The sequence below is a fragment of the Paenarthrobacter sp. YJN-D genome (assembly GCF_015040335.1).
Taxonomy (GTDB): domain Bacteria; phylum Actinomycetota; class Actinomycetes; order Actinomycetales; family Micrococcaceae; genus Arthrobacter; species Arthrobacter nicotinovorans.
Map to the genome: position 1 here is coordinate 817,163 of NZ_CP053549.1, position 18,311 is coordinate 835,473.

Genomic DNA, 18,311 nt, shown 5'->3' on the forward strand with positions numbered 1-18,311 from the left:
GCGTGGAATAGGCTCTTTCTCATGAGCATGAACCAGCCCGGTCAGCACGGCGGACATCCTTATCCAAGGCCTTACCTGGAGCCAGGTGCCAACCCCACGTGGATCGGTCGCGTTCAGCCGGGAAACTACCAGGCAGCCCCGGGAAACCCGGCGTCCCTGCCACAGCAAAACTGGGCCACGCCACCGGCACGGCCTGCACGCCGGAGCTGGGGCACCCTTCCCTTGCTGATCGTCGGCACCGTCCTGGCCCTGGGTAGTCTTCTGTTGGTAGTGCCGTTCCTCTTGGGAAATACGGGGATCGCAGGGTTCATCATCGGCTTCCTGGTCTCATTGATCCCACTGTCCATCGTCCTGTTGACGGTGCGCGTCATAGACCGGTGGGAGCCCGAACCGCCGCGGCTGCTCTGGTTCGCCTTTACGTGGGGTGCGGCCGTTTCCATAGCCGGCACGCTGTTGATCCAACCGCTTTTCGCGCTTGCCGCTCCCACCGGGAGCGAAGAGGCCTTCGCCTATTTCATGGCGACGGTCCAGGCCCCGATCGTGGAGGAATTCACGAAGTCACTGGGACTCCTGGTCCTGATCCTGGCAGCCCGCAAGTACTTCGACGGTCCCGTGGATGGCGTGGTGTTCGCGTTCACCATTGCGGCGGGGTTCGCTTTCACTGAGAACATCCTCTACTTCGGGCGCGAAATCGCTTCTTCCACTGATCCCGGGACCGATTTGGTACGCATTTTCATCCTTCGTGGCGTCATGTCTCCCTTTGCCCACGCAGTATTCACGGGCACGACCGGTTTGATCATGGGATTCGCTGCCAGGAAATGGCACTCAGGATATGCGGTCCTGGCCTTCTTCATCGGCCTGCTGCCGGCAATGTTCCTGCACAACCGCTGGAACAGCATGGGGCAGAACTTCCTGGTGGAGTACTTCGCAGTGCAGGTACCAATCTTCCTGGTTGCCGTCGTCGGCGTGATCCTGCTTCGCGTCGCCGAGGGAAAGCTGACCCGTCAACGGCTTCTGGAATACGCCCGCGCCGGCTGGTTCACGCCGGCAGAGGTGGAGATGCTGGCTACCTCCCGGGGCAGGCGCCAGGCACTTCGCTGGGCTGCATCGAGGGGCCGGGGCGGGCAGATGAAGGCATTCATCAAGGGGGCAACCGCGTTGGCTTTCACACGCCAACGGATACTCAGTGGCCGCGACGTCCCCGTGCACCAACACGACGAAATCGAACACCTCCGGCTCATCCCCGCACTGAGGGCCGCTGTCCTCCATTAGGTCCCGGGGCAGTTCCGGTATTTGCCCGAAAAAATGGACCCTCCTCTCCGGTTTTCCGGGGAGGAGGGTCCATTTTCGAATACTGCCCTACCGGCTAGGCCAGCAGCGACGGCTTGAGCTTCTGCAGACGGCCCAGCAAGCCATTGATGAAGGCCGGGGACTCATCAGTGGACATCGTCTTGGCGAGGGCCACGGCTTCGCTTACGGCCACTCCGTCCGGAACTTCATCATTGTAGAGAAGTTCCCACGCACCGATACGAAGAATGATGCGGTCAACGGAGGGCATGCGCTCCAAGGTCCAGCCTTGTGCGTAGGTCTCCAGGAACTCATCAATGGTTGCCTGCATGGAGACAACACCCTCCACTATTTCCACCGTGTAGGGGTTGATGACGAGGTCTGTCTTCTCCCGACGCGCTGTCATTGCATCGAAAGCCGAAACTGAGCGCTGCTCCGCTTCGAAAAGTACTTCCAAGGCCCTGCTACGGGCTTTACCGCGTGCGCTCACTAGTCGTTGACCCGGCCCAGGTAGCTGCCATCGCGGGTGTCGACCTTGACCTTGGTTCCCTGCTCAACGAACAGCGGCACCTGGATCTCGTAGCCGGTTTCCACCGTAGCCGGCTTGGTTCCGGCGGAGGAGCGGTCGCCCTGCAGGCCGGGCTCGGTGTAGGTGATTTCGAGAACGACACTCGGGGGCAGCTCGATGTACAGCGGAGTGCCTTCGTGGATGGCGATGTTCACCATCTGGTTCTCGAGCATGAAGTTGGTGGCGTCGCCGACTGTTGCACCGGAAACGGTGATCTGGTCGTAGTCCTGGGTGTCCATGAAGACGAAGTCTTCGCCATCCTGGTACAGGTACTGGTAGTCGCGGCGGTCAACCGTTGCGGTTTCGATCTTCAGGCCGGCGTTGAAGGTCTTGTCGACCACCTTGCCGGACATGACGTTGCGCATTTTGGTGCGGACAAAGGCACCGCCCTTGCCCGGCTTGACGTGCTGGAACTCGATGATGTTCCAGAGCTGGCCCTCGAGCTTCAGTACGGTCCCGTTCTTGATGTCGTTTGTGGTTGCCACTCGTATCCTCTGGTTAATCGCACTGGTTCTAGCTGCCAGCTATCTATGCCAAGCAGGCGTGCCTTTCGGCGCGCCAGCGCGTATTTATCAAAAATCCAAAAACCATTCTACCGGCAAATGCGGCATGACCTTGCGGGCAGCGTTACAGGCAGCTCTCAGGAAGCAACTTCCAGGACATCCCGGGCCCGTTGCAGGGCCACAGCGGACGAGTAGATCAGTGCCGCATCGGCGGCCATGGCCACCCTCAGGTCAAGTGCCCTGGAGAACTCCTCGGCTGCGGCCAACGCGTTGCCGCCCACGAAGTAGGCGCGGCCAAGATACTGGCGTACTACTGCTTCCTTGGACGTTCCCTGGACCTCGTGCAGCAGGTGGCGGAACAGTTGGACGGCACGGTCATGGCGGTTGGTGGCACGGTGGACTTCGGCCTCAAAGATCCTGAGCCGGAAGGACTCAGGATCCTTATAGCGGGCCTCTGCCAGAAGTTCAGCTGCCTCTTTTGGCTGGTTTTCAAGCAGGAGGGCCATGATCCGGTCCGCGGGATCATCCGAAGCCGCGAGAGCAGTCTCCATGACTTCCTCATTGACCACCACGGGCAGGAGTGTGTCCGGGTTCATCCGGACACCGGGGAACCCGGCTGTTGGCCAGTCACTGACCCCTTCGCGCAAGGCAATCGTCATGATGCGATCTCCTGATAGGCAGCAAAGAGAAGGGAAGTATCGGGGACATCCAGGATGCCGGGCTTGGCCACTCCGTCGAGGACGACAAAGCGGAGGAGGTCACCACGGGACTTTTTATCCCGGCGCATACCGTCCAGCAAACCCTGCCAGCGGTCCCTTCGGTAGGTAATGGGCAGGCCAAGGCTTTCGAGGATGGTGCGGTGCCGGTCGGCATCGGCATCCGACAGACGGCCGACACTGCGGGACAACTCGGCAGCGAACATCATGCCCACGGCAACGGCAGCACCGTGGCGCCAGGAATACCGCTCCACCAGTTCGATGGCATGGCCAAGGGTGTGGCCGTAGTTCAGGATTTCGCGCAGGCCGGATTCCTTGAGGTCCTGGGATACGACATTGGCCTTGACAGCGATGGCGCGTTCAATGAGTTCGCGGACGACATCGGAACCGGGATCCATCACGGCGTCCGTGTTCTTCTCGATCAGTTCGAGGATCGCGGGATCGGCGATGAATCCGCATTTGATGACTTCCGCCATGCCGGAGATGAGCTCGTTCTTCGGCAAAGTCTGGAGAGTATCCAGATCGGCCAGGACGGCAGCCGGCGGGTGGAATGACCCCACGAGGTTCTTGCCCTCGGCGGTGTTGATGCCCGTCTTGCCTCCAACCGAGGCGTCCACCATTCCCAGGAGGCTCGTGGGCATGTGGATGACCTTGACACCGCGCAGCCAGGTGGCTGCCACGAAGCCCGCGAGATCGGTGACAGCGCCGCCGCCGACAGCCACAATGGCGTCCGAACGGGTGAAGTCATTCTGGCCCAGCACTTGCCAGCAGAACGCGGCAACCTGGATGTGCTTGCCTTCCTCCGCGTCCGGGATTTCGGCCGTAAGCGCGGTGAATCCGGCGCTCTCCAGCTCGTCGCGAACGGTGTCGCCCGTCAGCCGAAGGGCCCGCGGGTGGATGACCAGGACCCGTCGGACGCGTTCACCGAGTTTTTCGGGAAGGGTCTGCAACAGGCCACGGCCCACCACGACGTCGTAGTTTTCGTTGACTGACTGGCCGGTCACCTTGATGACAGTTGCTTCGTTGCTCACTTTTCAACTTCCTCTTTCAAGGCTGCATGCTGGCGCAGCCGTTCCTCCAAATGGAGGCCGATTTCCGCCACGGATCCTGAACGCACATCCATGACGATGTCTGCGAGCCGTTCGTAGACGGGACGCCTGGTGGCAAAGAGTGCTTCCCACCGGGCCATTGCGTCCCCCTGCAGCAAGGGCCTTCCCGTGTTTCGCGCGATCCGGTCCGCCACGGTTTCCGCGTCGCATTCCAGGTAAACCACGGTGCACTCCCCCAGCAGTTGCTGGGTTCCGGAATCAAGGACTGCTCCGCCGCCCAGGGAAATGATCGCTGGCTGTGCTTTGGCGGACTCGATCGATTTCGCCACTGCCCTGGCTTCGATTTCCCGGAAGGCGTGCTCGCCGCGTCCTGCGAAGATGTCCGCAATGCTCCCATGGGCAGCAACCACCACTGCGTCGGTGTCCACGAACGGAAGACCAAGCTGCTGGGCCAACTGCTGGCCTATGGCCGACTTGCCAACAGCCATGGGCCCCACCAAAACAACGGGACGGGCGGAGCAGCCATCCAGGACAGAGCGGACCACTACCGGCCGACCGAGTCCAAGGTGGCCGGAATGCTGTCAAGATAGCTTTGCAGGTTCCGCTGGGTCTCCGCCACGGAATCGCCACCGAACTTCTCGGCAACAGCCTCCGCGAGAACCAGGGCAACCATGGCTTCGGCAACGACACCGGCGGCGGGAACAGCACAAACATCGGAACGCTGGTGGTGCGCCTTGGCAGGCTCGCCCGTGCTCACGTCGATGGTGCGCAGTGCGCGCGGAACAGTAGCGATCGGTTTCATGGCTGCACGAACACGCAGCACTTCCCCGATACTCATGCCGCCTTCGATGCCACCGGCACGGTTGGTCTGGCGGACAATCCGGCCGTCGTCGTCCTTGACGATTTCATCGTGGGCTGCCGAGCCGCGGCGGGCAGCCGTAAGGAACCCGTCGCCGACTTCAACGCCCTTGATGGCCTGGATGCCCATAAGCGCAGCAGCAAGCCGCGAGTCAAGACGGCGGTCCCAGTGGACGTAGCTGCCCAGTCCGGGCGGCAGGCCGTACGCAAGTACTTCAACCACGCCGCCGAGGGTTTCGCCTTCCTTGTGGGCTGCATCCACCTCGGCGACCATCGCGTTGGATGTCTCGCGGTCAAAACAACGAAGGGGGTCGGCGTCGAGGGCCAGCACGTCCCGGGGTCCGGGCAACGGCTTGCCTTCAGGAACGGTGACGCTGGCAATCGACACAGTGTGGCTCACCAGTTCCACGCCCAGCTGCTTCAGGAACTGCGCAGCGACGGTGCCGAGGGCAACGCGGGTGGCAGTCTCCCGTGCACTGGCGCGTTCAAGCACCGGACGGGCTTCGTCGAAGCCGTACTTCTGCATACCCGTGAAGTCCGCGTGCCCGGGGCGGGGACGGGTCAAAGGGGCGTTACGGGCCTGGTCGGCGAGGACCTCCGGGTCCACCGGATCGGCAGACATGATCTGCTCCCACTTGGGCCATTCGGTGTTTCCAACCTGGATGGCTACCGGCCCACCCTGGGTGAGCCCGTGCCGGACGCCACCCATGATGGTGACCTCGTCCTGTTCAAACTTCATGCGGGCGCCACGTCCGTAGCCGAGGCGGCGACGCGCCAGCGCGTCACGAATTTGCCCGCTGGTGAGTTCAACACCGGCAGGCACGCCTTCAACAATTCCGATCAGAGCCGGACCGTGGGATTCACCGGCAGTCAACCAACGCAACATATAACCAATCCTGCCATGTAGGGCCTCTAGAACACCCGCCGGGGAAGCCCGACTGAGTCGCACATCACATCTATGACGGCGGTATCAACGTCACAGCCGCTGAAGAGCCGTATCTGCTCTGCCGCCTGGTACATCAGCATCTCCAGCCCCGGGACTACCGCTCCCCCGTGGCCGCGCCAGGCTTCCGCAATGCGGCTTGGCCAAGGATCGTAGGCGACATCCAGCAGGACACCGGCCCCGGTTCCCGGCAGTGCCGCCAGTTCCTCGGCCAAATCGTCAGCTGCGCGGGGCGGGAAGGTCGATATCACCAGGTCCGTGCCCGCTACAGCCGTGGCGGCCTCCGTCAGCGGCCTGACGGAGAGGGAGATCCCGACGGCGGCCGCGGCGGCTTCGGCGTCACCGGCACGACCGGCGTCGCGGACGAAGACGTCCACGTGGTCCGCGCCAAGTTCATGGACGGCGGCGACCGCAGCAGCGGAAGTACCGCCACCACCGAGGATGGCGGCGTGCGGGGTGGTGGCTACGCCGGCATACCTGACCGACTCCACGATGCCCGCGACGTCTGTGTTGTATCCCGCCCGACGCACCGCGCCGCCGTCGTACTCGAAAACGACTGTGTTGATGACGCCCAACAGGGCGCCGGCGCCCCGGACCTCATCGACTTCACGGACCATGGCCGACTTCAGCGGCATGGTTACGGACAGGCCACACCAGGAGTCTTCTGCACGGAGCGATTCCATGAAGGCCGGAAGGCCGGCAACGGTGACATCGATGGCAGAGTACCCGATGTCCACACCCAGCTTGGCGTAGGCAGCAGTATGCAGCGCCGGAGACTTCGAGTGGGAGATCGGATGGCCAAGGACCGCAGCCCGACGACTCACACACACCGTCCCGCGTTGGCCTGGCACCATGCGTTGTATTGCTCAACATAGGTGTTGTGCTCAGCCAGCGTCTTGGAGAACTTGGTCTCCTTGGTATCCAGGTTGATCGTTACCCAGTACATGTAGTCGTTGGGCGTCGGCTTGGCCGCGGCATCGATCGCGGTCTTGCCCGGAGAACCGATGGGACCCACCGGCAGACCCACATTTGCGTACGTGTTGTACGGGTTGGACTTGTCAGCCTTTTCTTCTTCCGTGACATGGAAGGACTTCCTGCCCAGCCCGTAGGTTACCGTGGCGTCGGATTGGATGAGCCCGCTGGTTTCGACGTTGTTGGGCTTGAGCCTGTTGTAGATGGCGCCCGCGACGTTTCCGTAGTCCGCCTGTCCGCCCTCCGCCTGCACGATGCTGGCGATGGTCACGGTGTCGTACTGCTTGGCGGGATCGGTGATTCCTTGGGCTTTGAGTTCATCCAAAGTGGTGGTGACAAGCTTTTGGATGATGTCCTTGGCGGAAGTGCCGAGTTCAAAGCGATACTCCCCCGGTGCCAGGAAGCCTTCGAGGTTCTTGGCCTTGGCCGGAACGCCGAACTGTCCAGGAGCCTGGTTGAGGGCGTTGAGCTGCTCCATCGGAATGCCTGAGCCCTTGGAAATGGCTTCCAGGGACTCGGTGATACGCAATCCAGCGCTCAACGCGAAGTACATGACCTTGGACGTGTCCTTGTTCACCAGGACCGCAACGGCGTCCGAGTTCTTCATCTCAGTCCGGAACGTAAAGTCACCTGGCGACAACTCGCCGCCCTGGCTCGCGAACTCCTTGACGAACGAATCGGCGTCCGCCACAACATGTTTCTGCACGAGGTCGTTGGCTACAGCTTTGGGTCCAGAGCCTTGGGGCACCGTGACGACGACGGAACCCGTGCCGGGTCCCGGGTAGTCGGTAACCTTGTCCATTCCCAGCAAGGGCTTCAGGAACTGCGCGCCAACGGCGATGGCAGCGACGAACACTCCCAGCGTCAGGAGGAGGGCAAGGACACGACGACGGCGGCGCGCCTTCTTCGCGGCGGCTTTGGCCGCCGCCGTGGTCACTGCAGGCGCCAACAACTCGTGGGGATGATCGTCGTGGTGGAGTTCATCGTGGTGGAGCTCGTCGTGATGGAGTACGTCGTGATGGAGCTCATCCGGGTGCAGCCCGTCGTGAAAGCCATCATGGGCTGCTACGCCGTAGTGCGCGTCATGCTCGGCGTACTCATGGGCCTCGAGGGGTAACGCGGAATGCTCAGCGTGGACCAGTTCCCCTTCACCATGCCCGGCATGGGGGTGGTCGAACCCGTCATGGTCGATCGACCCAGGCTCATGGTCCGGCGCAGGCTCGTGGTCCTGTGCAGGCTCATGGTCCGGTGCGTGTTCTTGGGGCGCAGGGGCTGCTTCGGGGGTGACCGGCGCGTGCACCACGTCATCATGCTCGGCATTCCCGCGCTCATTCTGAAGCTCGGCTACCGGCTTCTGGGCGGGTACCGGCGGGGCGGCAGGTGCTGCCGGCGGGGCGGCTGCAGCCGGAGGGTTGGCGGCAGGCGGGGCTGCAGATGCCGGCGGCGCTTCGGGGACGCGTGGAGCTGGAACAGCAGGAACGGGACGTGGAAGTTCCGCCTCTGTTTCGACCGACAAGGAATCTTCGCCGGGGGTCGCTTCGGGAACGGGTACGACGTTGTGGTTCTGCGTGGCGAGGAATCGTTCCCGCGCCCGCAGCTCTTTGCGGGTCAGCGGCATGCCGCCGCCGGCGGTACCGCTGGAGGGGTCGTTGTTGACCGGGCTCACAGTTGCAGTCCCCTCGTTGAAGTATCGGGTTCACTGCCTGAGGCAGCCTGCAGCGTTGGGGCACTGCTGGGCTTTTCGGACTCCGCCGGTGCCTGCACTCGGCGGCCGATGTCCGTTCCTCTGGCTTTTTGCATGTCGATCGCGTGCTGGAGTATTCCAGCAGCAGCAACCTGATCAACCACTTTACGGTGATTCCTGCTGCTCATGCCAGCTTCGTGCAGGTTGCGGTGTGCCGTAACAGTGGAAAGCCGCTCATCGACGAGGTTCACGGGAATGTCCAGACCGGCGCGGGCCAGCTCTTCCACAAGGAGCAATGCGTACTCGGCAGCCATGGCCGCGGAGCCGCGCTCCTCCCCCTTCATGGTGCGGGGAAGGCCCACAAATATTTGCACCGCAGGCAGCTCAGCGGCGTGTTTGACCACCAAACGGACATCGGAGTTCTTTTTGGCATCGCGCCCTACCGTCTTGAACGGCGTGGCGAGAATGCCGTCAGGATCGCACTGGGCAAGGCCGACCCTGACGGTACCGACGTCTACCCCCAGCTTGATACCCCGGGGGTAGACGTCATCGTTAGTACGGGCGGACACCGTCAGCGCTTGGCAATCGCGTCCACCACCGCTGTGAGGGCCTCAGAGACCTTCGCAGCGTCGGTGCCACCGCCTTGAGCGACGTCGTCCTTGCCGCCACCACCGCCACCGAGGATGCCTGCAGCCAGGCGGACCAGCGCACCGGCCTTCACTCCGGCCTCGCGGGCGGCTTCGTTGGTGGCGATGAGGATGACCGGGCGATCGTTACTGACCCCGGCAACGGCCACTGCCGCGGCGTCCGAACCGAGACGGCTGCGCAGGTCCAGGGCAAGGTTCCGCAGGTCATCTGCGCCGCCCACCTGGCCGGCGTCATGGGCAACTACGCGCACGCCGGCTGCGTCCTTTGCCGTTCCGACGAGGTTGGCGGCCGCTGCCGTGAGCTGTTCCTTGCGGAGGCGGTCGAGTTCCTTCTCCGTGGCCTTGAGCTTGTTCAGCGTGCTCGAGATGCGATCGGCAAGCTGGCCGGACGGGACCTTCAAAAGCTCGGTCAGTTCAGTCACCAGTGCGCGCTCCGCGGCAAGGTGACGGAACGCGTCCAGGCCCACGAAGGCCTCGACGCGCCGGTTTCCCGAACCAACGGACTGCTCGCCCAGCAGCGAAAGGCTGCCGATGAGGGAGGTGTTGGATACGTGGGTGCCACCGCACAACTCACGTGACCAGGCGCCGTCGATCTCGACGACCCGTACCTCGCTGCCGTAGTTCTCGCCGAAGAGGGCCATGGCGCCCAGCGCCTTGGCCTCTGCCAGGCCCATCACCTTGGTGTCAACGCGGTAGTTGTTCCGGATGGCGATGTTGGAGACTTCTTCAATCTCGGAACGCGTGGCGGGGCTGAGGCCCTCACCCCAGGCGAAGTCGAAGCGCAGGTAGCCGGCCTTGTTGTAGGAGCCGCGCTGGGTAGCTTCGGGCCCAAGGATCTGGTGGAGGGCGGCATGGACAATATGCGTTCCGGTGTGGGCCTGCTCTGCGGCGTGGCGGCGTTCACGGTCGACGGCGGCCCGCACCAGTGCGTCGGAGGCAATCTCACCCTCGCGGACGATGGCCTTGTGGACGCTCAGGCCCTTGATGGGACGCTGGACGTCAAGGACCTCCACCACGAAGCCGTCACCGGTGATGAGGCCGGTGTCTGCTGACTGGCCGCCTGCTTCGGCGTAGAACGGGGTTTCGTTGAGGACAAGCTCAATTTCGTCACCCGTGGAGGCATGTGCGACAGCACGGCCTGCGCTGACGATGCCCCGGACCTTTGCTTCGCCCTCAAGTTCGTCGTAGCCCGTAAAGACGGTCTCACCCTTGCCGAGAAGCTCCTGGTAGGCGCTGAGGTCGGCGTGGCCGCCCTTCTTGCCCTTGGCATCAGCCTGTGCGCGCTGGCGCTGTTCAAGCATGAGCGCGCGGAAGCCTGCCTCATCAACCTTGAGGCCGGCTTCTTCGGCCATTTCCAAGGTCAGGTCGATCGGGAAGCCGTAGGTGTCGTGCAGCGCGAAGGCATCGGCGCCGGACAACGGAACTCCTGCAGCTTTCGATTCGGCCACAGCGTCTTCCAGGCGGGCCGTTCCCGAAGCAATGGTGCGGAGGAAGGCCTTCTCCTCGGCGTAAGCAATGCGGCTGATGCGCGCGAAGTCGGTTTCCACCACCGGGTAAACGCCCTTCATGGCGTCGCGGGAGGCGGGAAGAAGGTCAGGAAGGCATGCCTTCTCGACACCGAGGAGGCGCATGGCGCGCACAGCCCGGCGGATGAGGCGGCGCAGCACGTAGCCACGGCCTTCGTTGGACGGCGCCACACCATCGGCAATGAGCATCAGGGCGGACCGGATGTGGTCCGCGACGACGCGCATGCGGACGTCATCGGTGTGGTGCGGGTCCTCCGGCGACTCGGCCGAGGTGTACTCGCGGCCGGACAGTTCGGCAGCTTTGTCGATGACCGGGCGGACCTGGTCGGTCTCGTACATGTTCTCGACGCCCTGGAGGATCATCGCCAGGCGCTCCATGCCCAGGCCGGTGTCGATGTTCTTCTTCGGCAGCTCGCCGACGATGTCGAAGTCCACCTTGGAACGGACGTTTTCGATCTGGTACTGCATGAACACAAGGTTCCAGATTTCGATGTACCGGGTTTCGTCGGCCAGCGGGCCGCCTTCGATGCCGTACGCCGGGCCGCGGTCGTAGTAGATTTCCGAGCATGGGCCGGCGGGGCCGGGCTGCCCGGTGGACCAGTAGTTGTCAGCCTTGCCCATGCGCTGGATACGCTCAGCCGGGATGCCGGTGTTCTTGAGCCACAGTTCCTTGGCTTCGTCGTCCTCTTCGTAGACCGTCACCCAGAGGCGCTCGGCAGGCAGTCCGTAACCGCCGTCGTCCACGCTGGTGGTGAGCAGTTCGAAGGCGAACTTGATGGCATCTTCCTTGAAGTAATCACCAAAGGAAAAGTTGCCGCACATCTGGAAGAACGTTCCGTGGCGGGCAGTCTTGCCTACCTCCTCGATGTCACCGGTGCGGATGCACTTCTGGACGCTCGTGGCACGGCTGTAGGGCGGCTCTTCGCGGGCGGTCAGGTAGGGAATGAACGGCACCATTCCGGCCACAGTGAAGAGAAGTGACGGGTCGCTGGAAACGAGCGACGCGGAGGGAACGGCGGTGTGGCCCTTGCTGACAAAAAAGTCCACCCAGCGCTTGGTGATCTCCTGCGACTTCATTAGCTGATTACTTACCCTTCTCAATTCACTGCACACGATGTGCGCGGTACCGGCTGGTGCCGTTCCGCAGCTTTCCATTCTGCCCTGTTGAGGGCCTGGGAGCGAACCGCTCCGCTACCGTCCGCCTGCTACGGCGTCGTCAATTCCAAGCGCTGCGCGGAGATCCTCTTCCCGCTGGTGCATGCCGGTCCGCACTGCGTCGGCGAAGTCGAACAGCCCGTCAGCCATCCGGCCAACCGCACGGTTCAAACCTTCGGGGCCCAGGTTTGCCTGTGCCTCGGTGATCTTACGGAAGGCGATGACGCCGATTGCGACGCCAATGCCCATCCAAACAATTCTCTTCATCGGTTTATGGTCTCCCGTTGATTCAGCGGCTGCGACGGCCGGAGGAAGGGGTCCGGCGTGCGGCGAAAGCCGAGCGGACTCCGTAGCTGAAAGCAGCCACCTTGATCAGCGGCGACCCAACCGTGGCGGCCACGAGCGAGGACAGCGCGGAGATGTTGGCTGACGCGTCCGAGACGTTGGAGGCGATGCCATCGACCTTCTTCAGCTGCTGGTTGGTGGTAGTGACCGTGGCAGTCACTTCGTCCATCAAAGGCGTGGCGCCGTCGCTGATGGAACGGATGGAGGTGCGGACCTCATCGAAAACGCCGCCCAACTTCAGAATGGGCACAGCCAACAGCAGAACCAGGAGCGCGAAGACTCCTGCTGCGATGAGACCGGCAATGTCGCCACCAGACATAGAACACTTCTCCTAGGATCGTTGCGCTGCCTTGCACCAGCCGCATCGCGGCTTTGGCCAAGGCCTCCCCCAGTACCTTACCTATAGTGGCCCGGTACCTTATAGACAAAGAAGCCCGCGGCGGTTGCCACGGGCTTCTTTGTCTGTGCTGCTTGAATTTAGCGAGCGTAGAATTCGACGACGAGCTGCTCTTCGCAGATCACGGGGACCTCAGAGCGCTTCGGGCGACGAACCAGGCGTGCCTGCAGGGCGTCGATCTTGACGTCCAGGTATGCGGGCACGTTGTTCAGGACGTGTGCACCCGCAGCGGCGACCTGGAACGGTGCCATGACCTCGGAGCGGCTGTGAACGTGGATGAGCTGGCCTTCGCCAACGCGGAAGGACGGGCGGTCCACGCGGACGCCGTCAACCATGATGTGGCGGTGCACGACGAGCTGGCGTGCCTGTGCGATGGTGCGGGCAAAGCCTGCACGGAGCACGAGGGCGTCCAGACGCATTTCGAGCAGCTCGACCAGGTTTTCACCGGTCAGGCCCTTGGTGCGGCGTGCTTCTTCGAAGGCACGGGTCATCTGGGCTTCGCGGATACCGTACTGGGCGCGCAGACGCTGCTTTTCGCGCAGACGTACGGCGTAGTCGGAGTCCTGCTTCTTGCGGGCACGGCCGTGCTCACCGGGGCCGTACGGGCGGCGCTCCATGTACTTGGCGGCCTTAGGGGTCAGAGCAATGCCGAGTGCACGCGAAAGGCGTGCGGTACGGCGAGCACGAGTGTTGTTAGCCACTTGTGTCCTTCCAATTACTGCGGTGTATCTGTGTTACTGGCCTCCATCAGGGAGAGCATCGGCCAACCGCTGCCTCTTGCTACTGGCCCGGGCGCGCAGCACCGTTGAAGAAATCTTCAAGGGATTTGGCGTCGGGTCATGCCAGACAAGGATCAATCCTACCACGGGCGTTGGAACCGCCCCGCCTCCGCTACTCGCCGCGGACGATCTTCCGGAGCCGCTCCAACCTGGCCGCAATATCCCGCTCCGCGCCGTTGTTGGTGGGCTGGTAGTAGTCCTTGCCGACGAGGTCGTCCGGCGGGTACTGCTGGGTGGCTATCCCGTGCGGCTCATCGTGGGCGTATTTGTAGCTGGTGCCGTGGCCCAGTTGCTTGGCACCGGGATAGTGGGCATCCCGCAAATGCATCGGAATGCCGCCGCCATAGCCTGCACGCACATCCGCCACCGCTTTGTTCAAGCCCATGTAGGCGGCGTTGGATTTAGGCGCCGTTGCAAGGTGCACCACGGCCTCGGCCAGCACAATGCGGCCCTCAGGCATGCCGATCAACTGCACTGCCTGCGCCGCTGCCACGGCGGTCTGCAATGCGGTGGGGTCGGCCATGCCGATGTCCTCGGCGGCGGAGATCACGATCCGTCGGGCCACGAAGCGCGGGTCCTCCCCGGCTTCGAGCATCCGGGCCAGATAGTGCAGTGCCGCATCCACATCCGAGCCGCGGATGGACTTGATGAACGCGCTGGCGACGTCATAGTGCTGGTCCCCCGCGCGGTCATAGCGCACCGCCGCAGCGTCCAAGGCCCGTTCCGTGTGGCGGAGTTCCACCAGCACCGCGGCGTCCGGCGCTTCGCCTTCGACGGCGGCCGGGTCGTCGACGGCGGTTGAGTCACCGAAAGCTACCCCGGCAGCGGCTTCCAATGCCGTCAACGCACGCCGGGCGTCGCCTCCGGACAGCCGCACGAGATGATCCAGCGCTTCCGGGCTGAGCTCAACGCGGCCTGCGAGTCCGCGGGCGTCGGACACTGCCCTCTGCAGCAGTCCCGAGATGTCATCGTCAGTCAGCGGCTTCAGCGTCAGCAGCAGCGAACGCGACAACAGGGGCGAGACCACCGAGAAGGACGGGTTTTCCGTGGTTGCTGCCACCAGCACGACCCAGCGGTTCTCAACCCCCGGCAGGAGGGCATCCTGTTGGGCCTTGTTGAAGCGGTGGATCTCGTCCAGGAACAGGACAGTGGTCTTCTTGTACAGGTCACGGGCCGTCAGGGCCTCGTCCATGACCCGGCGTACGTCTTTGACGCCGGCGGTGATCGCAGACAACTCAACAAACTTCCGGCCGGGACCGCGGGCGATCACATGCGCCAGGGTGGTCTTTCCTGTTCCAGGCGGCCCCCAAAGGATCACCGAGCTGGGGCCGGCCGGACCGGCAGCCTCCGCGCCGGCCGCCAGTTGCCGGAGCGGGGAACCATGCCCGAGCAGGTGCTGCTGTCCCACAACGTCGTCCAAGGTCCGTGGCCGCATCCGCACCGCCAGCGGACTGCGTTGGGACGCCATCCAGTTGGCGTCCGAGGGTCCCCCTGCGGCAGGCTGCTCCTCCGACTCGTCGTCGTCCACTGCGCCGGCACCAAAGAGATCTTCCACATGGATAGGCTACTCATAGTTCCAGCAAAGGAGACATCGACGTGCACCGCCCAGCATCGGCCCCGCAACGCAGGGGCGGCAGCAGGACCGCCTTAGTGCCCGGGGAAAGGCTGCAGGGGTGGGTGGCCCGGTTCGCCTCAAGCCACGGCCCGGTTGAGGAAGACCTGGACGACGGCGGCTTGCTGCTGCGGGCGGCCGACGGAAGTGAGGCCCTGCTGCGACCGCCGTGGCCGGCTGACGGCAGGCCGGGGCGCGGGGCGACAGAGCTGGACCGGCTCGCCTCGCTCGCAACCCAGGAGCGCGGTCTCGGGCTGCTGCTGGTCCGGAGGGGTGGCTACGCCCTGGCTGCTGCCAGCGGTTCCACCATCTTGGCCTCGAAAAGCGGTTCGCGCTTTATCGACGCCAAAACCACGGCGGAACACGCCGCACGGATCTTCTCCGGCCACAGGATTGAGTACATCGTTCCCGGCGGTGACCGGACATTGGTGGACCAGGTCCTCGCCCACGCATCCCTCAAGGCAGTTGCCGGCCGGACAAGGCTCACCTTCCTGGATGTACAGGAACCGAAGTCAGCCGTACTGCCAAAAGCTGCAGCTGACGCCTGCTCCGTCCGGATTACGGTGTCGGATGCACCTGTTCAGCAACCGCCTCAGCAGCCGCCGGGCGCTCGTTTCAGCGGCGCCTGACGATAAAGATAGCCACCCTGGTCAGTAAAACCCGCCTGCAAGTAGAGGTCCCGGGCTCCCTGATTGGCCGCGGTAACCAGCAGCCAGAACCCTTCGAGTCGCCGTTGGCTTCCGGCGCGCAACAACGCATCCAGAATCCTTGTCGCGTATCCACGCCTGCGGTGCGCCGGCGATGTCGCCATGCTGTAGATACCGCCCCAGCCGTCCACCAAGGCGAGACGCCCGACGGCGGCGGGAACGCCGTCGTCGTCCCTCAGCAGGGCGTAGAGCGAGGGGCAGGCGGCAAGGATTCTGTGGGCGACCGACAGCTCTGCCTCGCCGCCGCGGCCATCCACCGACCACCACAGGTCCAACCATTCCCGGGTGGGATGGTCGTTGAGTTCCACGGCGGGCCCGGGGGCAGCCGCGGATGTCCCGGCAGCGTCCCTGACCATGATCCTGGTTTCTGACTGCCGGGTGAAGCGCTGCTCGTCCAGGACGGTATTGAGGGCTTCGCTGCGGGGATCGTTGAAGACCTGGAAGATCAGGGGAAGCCGCCGGTCCCGGTACCAGCGCGCGGCGGCCTGGACCGACCGGCTAATGCCGTCGTGTCCGGTCTGGACGGACACCCTGGGCCACACTGAGTTTGCCCGTTGCGTCACTCCCTCCGAAGCGCGCAGCACCCACTCCCCCGTCTCCTCCCGGTCAAGGGCAGGCCAGGCCTTATCCATGAGGTCTTCAAGGAGTGCTTGCTCCATCATCTGCGGCACCTCTCATATGCGGGAAATTGTGGCACGAACACCAAAAGGCCCCCCACCATGGTGGAGAGCCTTTTGGCCAGGACTTTACTCGGACGCGGTTGCCGGCTTGGCCGCAGGTTTGGCCTCCGGCTTGAAGTCGACGCCTGCTTCCTTGCGCTGCTGCGCCGTGATCGGAGCAGGCGCAGCAGTCAGCGGGTCATAGCCGTTGCCCGACTTCGGGAAGGCGATGACGTCGCGGATGGACTCCACACCGGCGAGCAACGCGACGACGCGGTCCCAGCCGAGCGCCATTCCGCCGTGGGGAGGTGCGCCGTACTTGAAGCCCTCCAGGAGGAAGCCGAACTTCGTCTCAGCGTCTTCCTTGTCCAGGCCCATGAGCTGGAACACCCGTTCCTGCACGGCCCGGTCGTGGATACGGATGGAACCGCCGCCGATTTCGTTGCCGTTGCAGACGATGTCGTAGGCGTAGGACAGGGCCGACTCCGGGTCCTTGTCGAACGTGTCCAGGAATTCGGGCTTGGGCGAGGTGAAGGCGTGGTGCACTGCTGTCCACTGGCCACCGCCAACTGCCACGTCACCGGAAGCGACAGCAGCGGCGGCCGGCTCGAACATCGGGGCGTCCACGATCCATACGAAGGCCCAGTCGTTGGGATCGATGAGGCCGGTACGGTGCCCGATCTCAACGCGCGCGGCACCGAGCAGTGCCCGGGCGGCAGACTTCTCGCCGGCTGCGAAGAAGATGCAGTCTCCCGGTTTCGCACCAACAGCGTCCGCCAGGCCTGCACGCTCGGTTTCGGTGAGGTTCTTGGCGACCGGACCGGCCAGTTCGCCGTCTTCCTTGTAGAGCACGTAGGCCAAGCCCTTGTGACCGCGCTGCTTGGCAAATTCCTGCCAGCCGTCCAGGGTACGGCGTGGCTGGGACGCGCCGCCCGGCATCACGACAGCACCAACGTAAGGGGCCTTGAAGACGCCGAAGTTGGTGTCCTTGAAGAAGTCGGTCAGTTCAGTCAGCTCAACACCGAAACGCAGGTCCGGCTTGTCGGAGCCGTACTTGGCCATGGCGTCCAGGTACGTCATGCGGCGGATCGGCGTAGGGATTTCGACGTCGATCAGCTGCCACAGTGCTTTGACGATTGCTTCGCCGAGTTCAATGACGTCGTCCTGGTCCACGAAGCTGGCTTCGATGTCCAGCTGGGTGAACTCCGGCTGGCGGTCTGCGCGGAAGTCCTCATCGCGGTAACAGCGGGCGATTTGGTAGTACTTCTCGAAGCCACCCACCTGGAGAAGCTGTTTGAAAAGCTGCGGCGACTGCGGGAGGGCGTACCAGGAACCCGGGGCCAAGCGGGCCGGAACAACGAAGTCACGGGCGCCTTCCGGCGTCGAACGCGTCAGCGTGGGTGTTTCGATCTCGACGTAACCCCGCTGGTGGAGGAGCTCACGCGCTACGCGGTTGGCTTCCGAACGGAGGCGCATGTTGCGTGCGGGGCCGGGGCGGCGGAGGTCGAGGTAGCGGTGCTTGAGACGTGCTTCCTCGCCAACCTCAACGTGCTCGTCGATCTGGAACGGAAGGGGCTCGGAAGTGTTGAGGATAACCACGTTGTCGGCGATGACCTCAATTTCACCCGTCGCCAGGGCAGGGTTTTCGTTGCCTTCGGGACGCTTGTTGACCGTGCCCGTCACCTGGAGGACGTACTCGTTCCGGAGGCCGTGGAAGACCTCCTCCTCACGGACAACCACTTGGGCAACGCCGGACGCGTCGCGCAGGTCAACGAATGCAACGCCACCGTGATCACGGCGCCGGCCCACCCAGCCGGCAAGGGTAACGGTTTGTCCAATGTGCTCGGAACGAAGTGATCCGAGGTCATGTGTGCGCAGCACAGCATTCCTTTCAGCATGAAATT

The 18,311-nt window shown here is 63.7% G+C and carries 18 protein-coding genes; 2 read left to right on the forward strand and 16 right to left on the reverse strand.

Annotation, left to right across the window (positions count from 1 at the left end):
- Window positions 1-21: 21 nt before the first annotated feature.
- Entirely contained in the window at window positions 22-1,272 is a 1,251-nt protein-coding gene (locus HMI60_RS03800) for a PrsW family intramembrane metalloprotease (protein WP_370584096.1), read from the forward strand.
- A 94-nt stretch (window positions 1,273-1,366) separates the two neighbouring features.
- Here the strand turns inward: HMI60_RS03800 and nusB are convergent, their stop codons facing one another.
- From nusB to HMI60_RS03870, 14 genes are all read right to left on the reverse strand, one after another.
- Window positions 1,367-1,777 (reverse strand): transcription antitermination factor NusB, encoded by a 411-nt coding sequence (gene nusB / locus HMI60_RS03805; RefSeq protein ID WP_018777735.1) that lies wholly within the window; start codon window positions 1,775-1,777, stop codon window positions 1,367-1,369.
- The gene (gene efp / locus HMI60_RS03810; protein ID WP_011774957.1) at window positions 1,777-2,340 is read right to left on the reverse strand and encodes an elongation factor P; all 564 of its coding nucleotides are present in this window, start codon (window positions 2,338-2,340) and stop codon (window positions 1,777-1,779) included. Before efp ends, nusB begins: the two co-directional genes overlap by 1 nt.
- A 155-nt stretch (window positions 2,341-2,495) precedes the next feature.
- Window positions 2,496-3,017: a lipopolysaccharide assembly protein LapB gene (locus HMI60_RS03815; RefSeq protein WP_018777736.1), complete on the reverse strand. Its 522-nt coding sequence runs from the start codon at window positions 3,015-3,017 to the stop codon at window positions 2,496-2,498.
- Window positions 3,014-4,105 (reverse strand): 3-dehydroquinate synthase, encoded by a 1,092-nt coding sequence (gene aroB / locus HMI60_RS03820; RefSeq protein WP_018777737.1) that lies wholly within the window; start codon window positions 4,103-4,105, stop codon window positions 3,014-3,016. The genes HMI60_RS03815 and aroB overlap by 4 nt, the downstream gene beginning before the upstream one ends.
- Window positions 4,102-4,668: a shikimate kinase gene (locus HMI60_RS03825; RefSeq protein ID WP_079581387.1), complete on the reverse strand. Its 567-nt coding sequence runs from the start codon at window positions 4,666-4,668 to the stop codon at window positions 4,102-4,104. The genes aroB and HMI60_RS03825 overlap by 4 nt, the downstream gene beginning before the upstream one ends.
- A complete protein-coding gene (gene aroC / locus HMI60_RS03830) occupies window positions 4,668-5,867 on the reverse strand; it encodes a chorismate synthase (RefSeq protein WP_018777739.1) in 1,200 nt (399 codons plus the stop codon). Before aroC ends, HMI60_RS03825 begins: the two co-directional genes overlap by 1 nt.
- 26 nt (window positions 5,868-5,893) lie before the next feature.
- Complete coding sequence (locus tag HMI60_RS03835) at window positions 5,894-6,748, reverse strand: shikimate dehydrogenase (RefSeq protein WP_055975941.1); 855 nt, start codon at window positions 6,746-6,748, stop codon at window positions 5,894-5,896.
- Window positions 6,745-8,562: an endolytic transglycosylase MltG gene (mltG, locus tag HMI60_RS03840; RefSeq protein WP_193590595.1), complete on the reverse strand. Its 1,818-nt coding sequence runs from the start codon at window positions 8,560-8,562 to the stop codon at window positions 6,745-6,747. The genes HMI60_RS03835 and mltG overlap by 4 nt, the downstream gene beginning before the upstream one ends.
- Window positions 8,559-9,149, reverse strand: coding sequence for a Holliday junction resolvase RuvX (ruvX, locus tag HMI60_RS03845; protein ID WP_018777742.1), 591 nt, complete (start codon window positions 9,147-9,149; stop codon window positions 8,559-8,561). The genes mltG and ruvX overlap by 4 nt, the downstream gene beginning before the upstream one ends.
- Window positions 9,150-9,151: 2 nt before the next feature.
- Window positions 9,152-11,830 (reverse strand): alanine--tRNA ligase, encoded by a 2,679-nt coding sequence (gene alaS, locus HMI60_RS03850; protein ID WP_018777743.1) that lies wholly within the window; start codon window positions 11,828-11,830, stop codon window positions 9,152-9,154.
- A 114-nt stretch (window positions 11,831-11,944) separates the two neighbouring features.
- Window positions 11,945-12,175: a hypothetical protein gene (locus HMI60_RS03855; RefSeq protein ID WP_193590596.1), complete on the reverse strand. Its 231-nt coding sequence runs from the start codon at window positions 12,173-12,175 to the stop codon at window positions 11,945-11,947.
- 22 nt (window positions 12,176-12,197) lie between these two features.
- Window positions 12,198-12,572: a DUF948 domain-containing protein gene (locus HMI60_RS03860; protein ID WP_018777745.1), complete on the reverse strand. Its 375-nt coding sequence runs from the start codon at window positions 12,570-12,572 to the stop codon at window positions 12,198-12,200.
- Between the two features lie 158 nt (window positions 12,573-12,730).
- The gene (gene rpsD / locus HMI60_RS03865; RefSeq protein ID WP_018777746.1) at window positions 12,731-13,351 is read right to left on the reverse strand and encodes a 30S ribosomal protein S4; all 621 of its coding nucleotides are present in this window, start codon (window positions 13,349-13,351) and stop codon (window positions 12,731-12,733) included.
- Window positions 13,352-13,541: 190 nt separating this feature from the next.
- The gene (locus HMI60_RS03870) at window positions 13,542-14,984 is read right to left on the reverse strand and encodes a replication-associated recombination protein A (protein WP_018777747.1); all 1,443 of its coding nucleotides are present in this window, start codon (window positions 14,982-14,984) and stop codon (window positions 13,542-13,544) included.
- Between the two features lie 41 nt (window positions 14,985-15,025).
- Between HMI60_RS03870 and HMI60_RS03875 the strand changes: the two genes are divergently transcribed.
- Entirely contained in the window at window positions 15,026-15,670 is a 645-nt protein-coding gene (locus tag HMI60_RS03875) for a Vms1/Ankzf1 family peptidyl-tRNA hydrolase (protein WP_193590597.1), read from the forward strand.
- On the opposite strand, the gene HMI60_RS03880 is transcribed toward HMI60_RS03875, so the two are convergent.
- Window positions 15,634-16,410, reverse strand: coding sequence for a GNAT family N-acetyltransferase (locus tag HMI60_RS03880; protein WP_064722209.1), 777 nt, complete (start codon window positions 16,408-16,410; stop codon window positions 15,634-15,636). The two genes, HMI60_RS03875 and HMI60_RS03880, sit on opposite strands and share 37 nt — an antisense overlap.
- An 84-nt stretch (window positions 16,411-16,494) precedes the next feature.
- Complete coding sequence (gene aspS, locus HMI60_RS03885) at window positions 16,495-18,288, reverse strand: aspartate--tRNA ligase (RefSeq protein WP_018777750.1); 1,794 nt, start codon at window positions 18,286-18,288, stop codon at window positions 16,495-16,497.
- Window positions 18,289-18,311 lie beyond the last annotated feature (23 nt).

What these genes read in the sequence shown, in the direction of transcription:
- HMI60_RS03855 (WP_193590596.1), bottom strand. Translation starts at nt 12,175, where the DNA reads ATGAAGAGAATTGTTTGGATGGGCATTGGCGTCGCAATCGGCGTCATC.
- aroC (WP_018777739.1), bottom strand. Translation starts at nt 5,867, where the DNA reads ATGTTGCGTTGGTTGACTGCCGGTGAATCCCACGGTCCGGCTCTGATC.
- HMI60_RS03880 (WP_064722209.1), bottom strand. Translation starts at nt 16,410, where the DNA reads ATGATGGAGCAAGCACTCCTTGAAGACCTCATGGATAAGGCCTGGCCT.
- HMI60_RS03800 (WP_370584096.1), top strand. Translation starts at nt 22, where the DNA reads ATGAGCATGAACCAGCCCGGTCAGCACGGCGGACATCCTTATCCAAGG.
- alaS (WP_018777743.1), bottom strand. Translation starts at nt 11,830, where the DNA reads ATGAAGTCGCAGGAGATCACCAAGCGCTGGGTGGACTTTTTTGTCAGC.
- HMI60_RS03860 (WP_018777745.1), bottom strand. Translation starts at nt 12,572, where the DNA reads ATGTCTGGTGGCGACATTGCCGGTCTCATCGCAGCAGGAGTCTTCGCG.
- HMI60_RS03815 (WP_018777736.1), bottom strand. Translation starts at nt 3,017, where the DNA reads ATGACGATTGCCTTGCGCGAAGGGGTCAGTGACTGGCCAACAGCCGGG.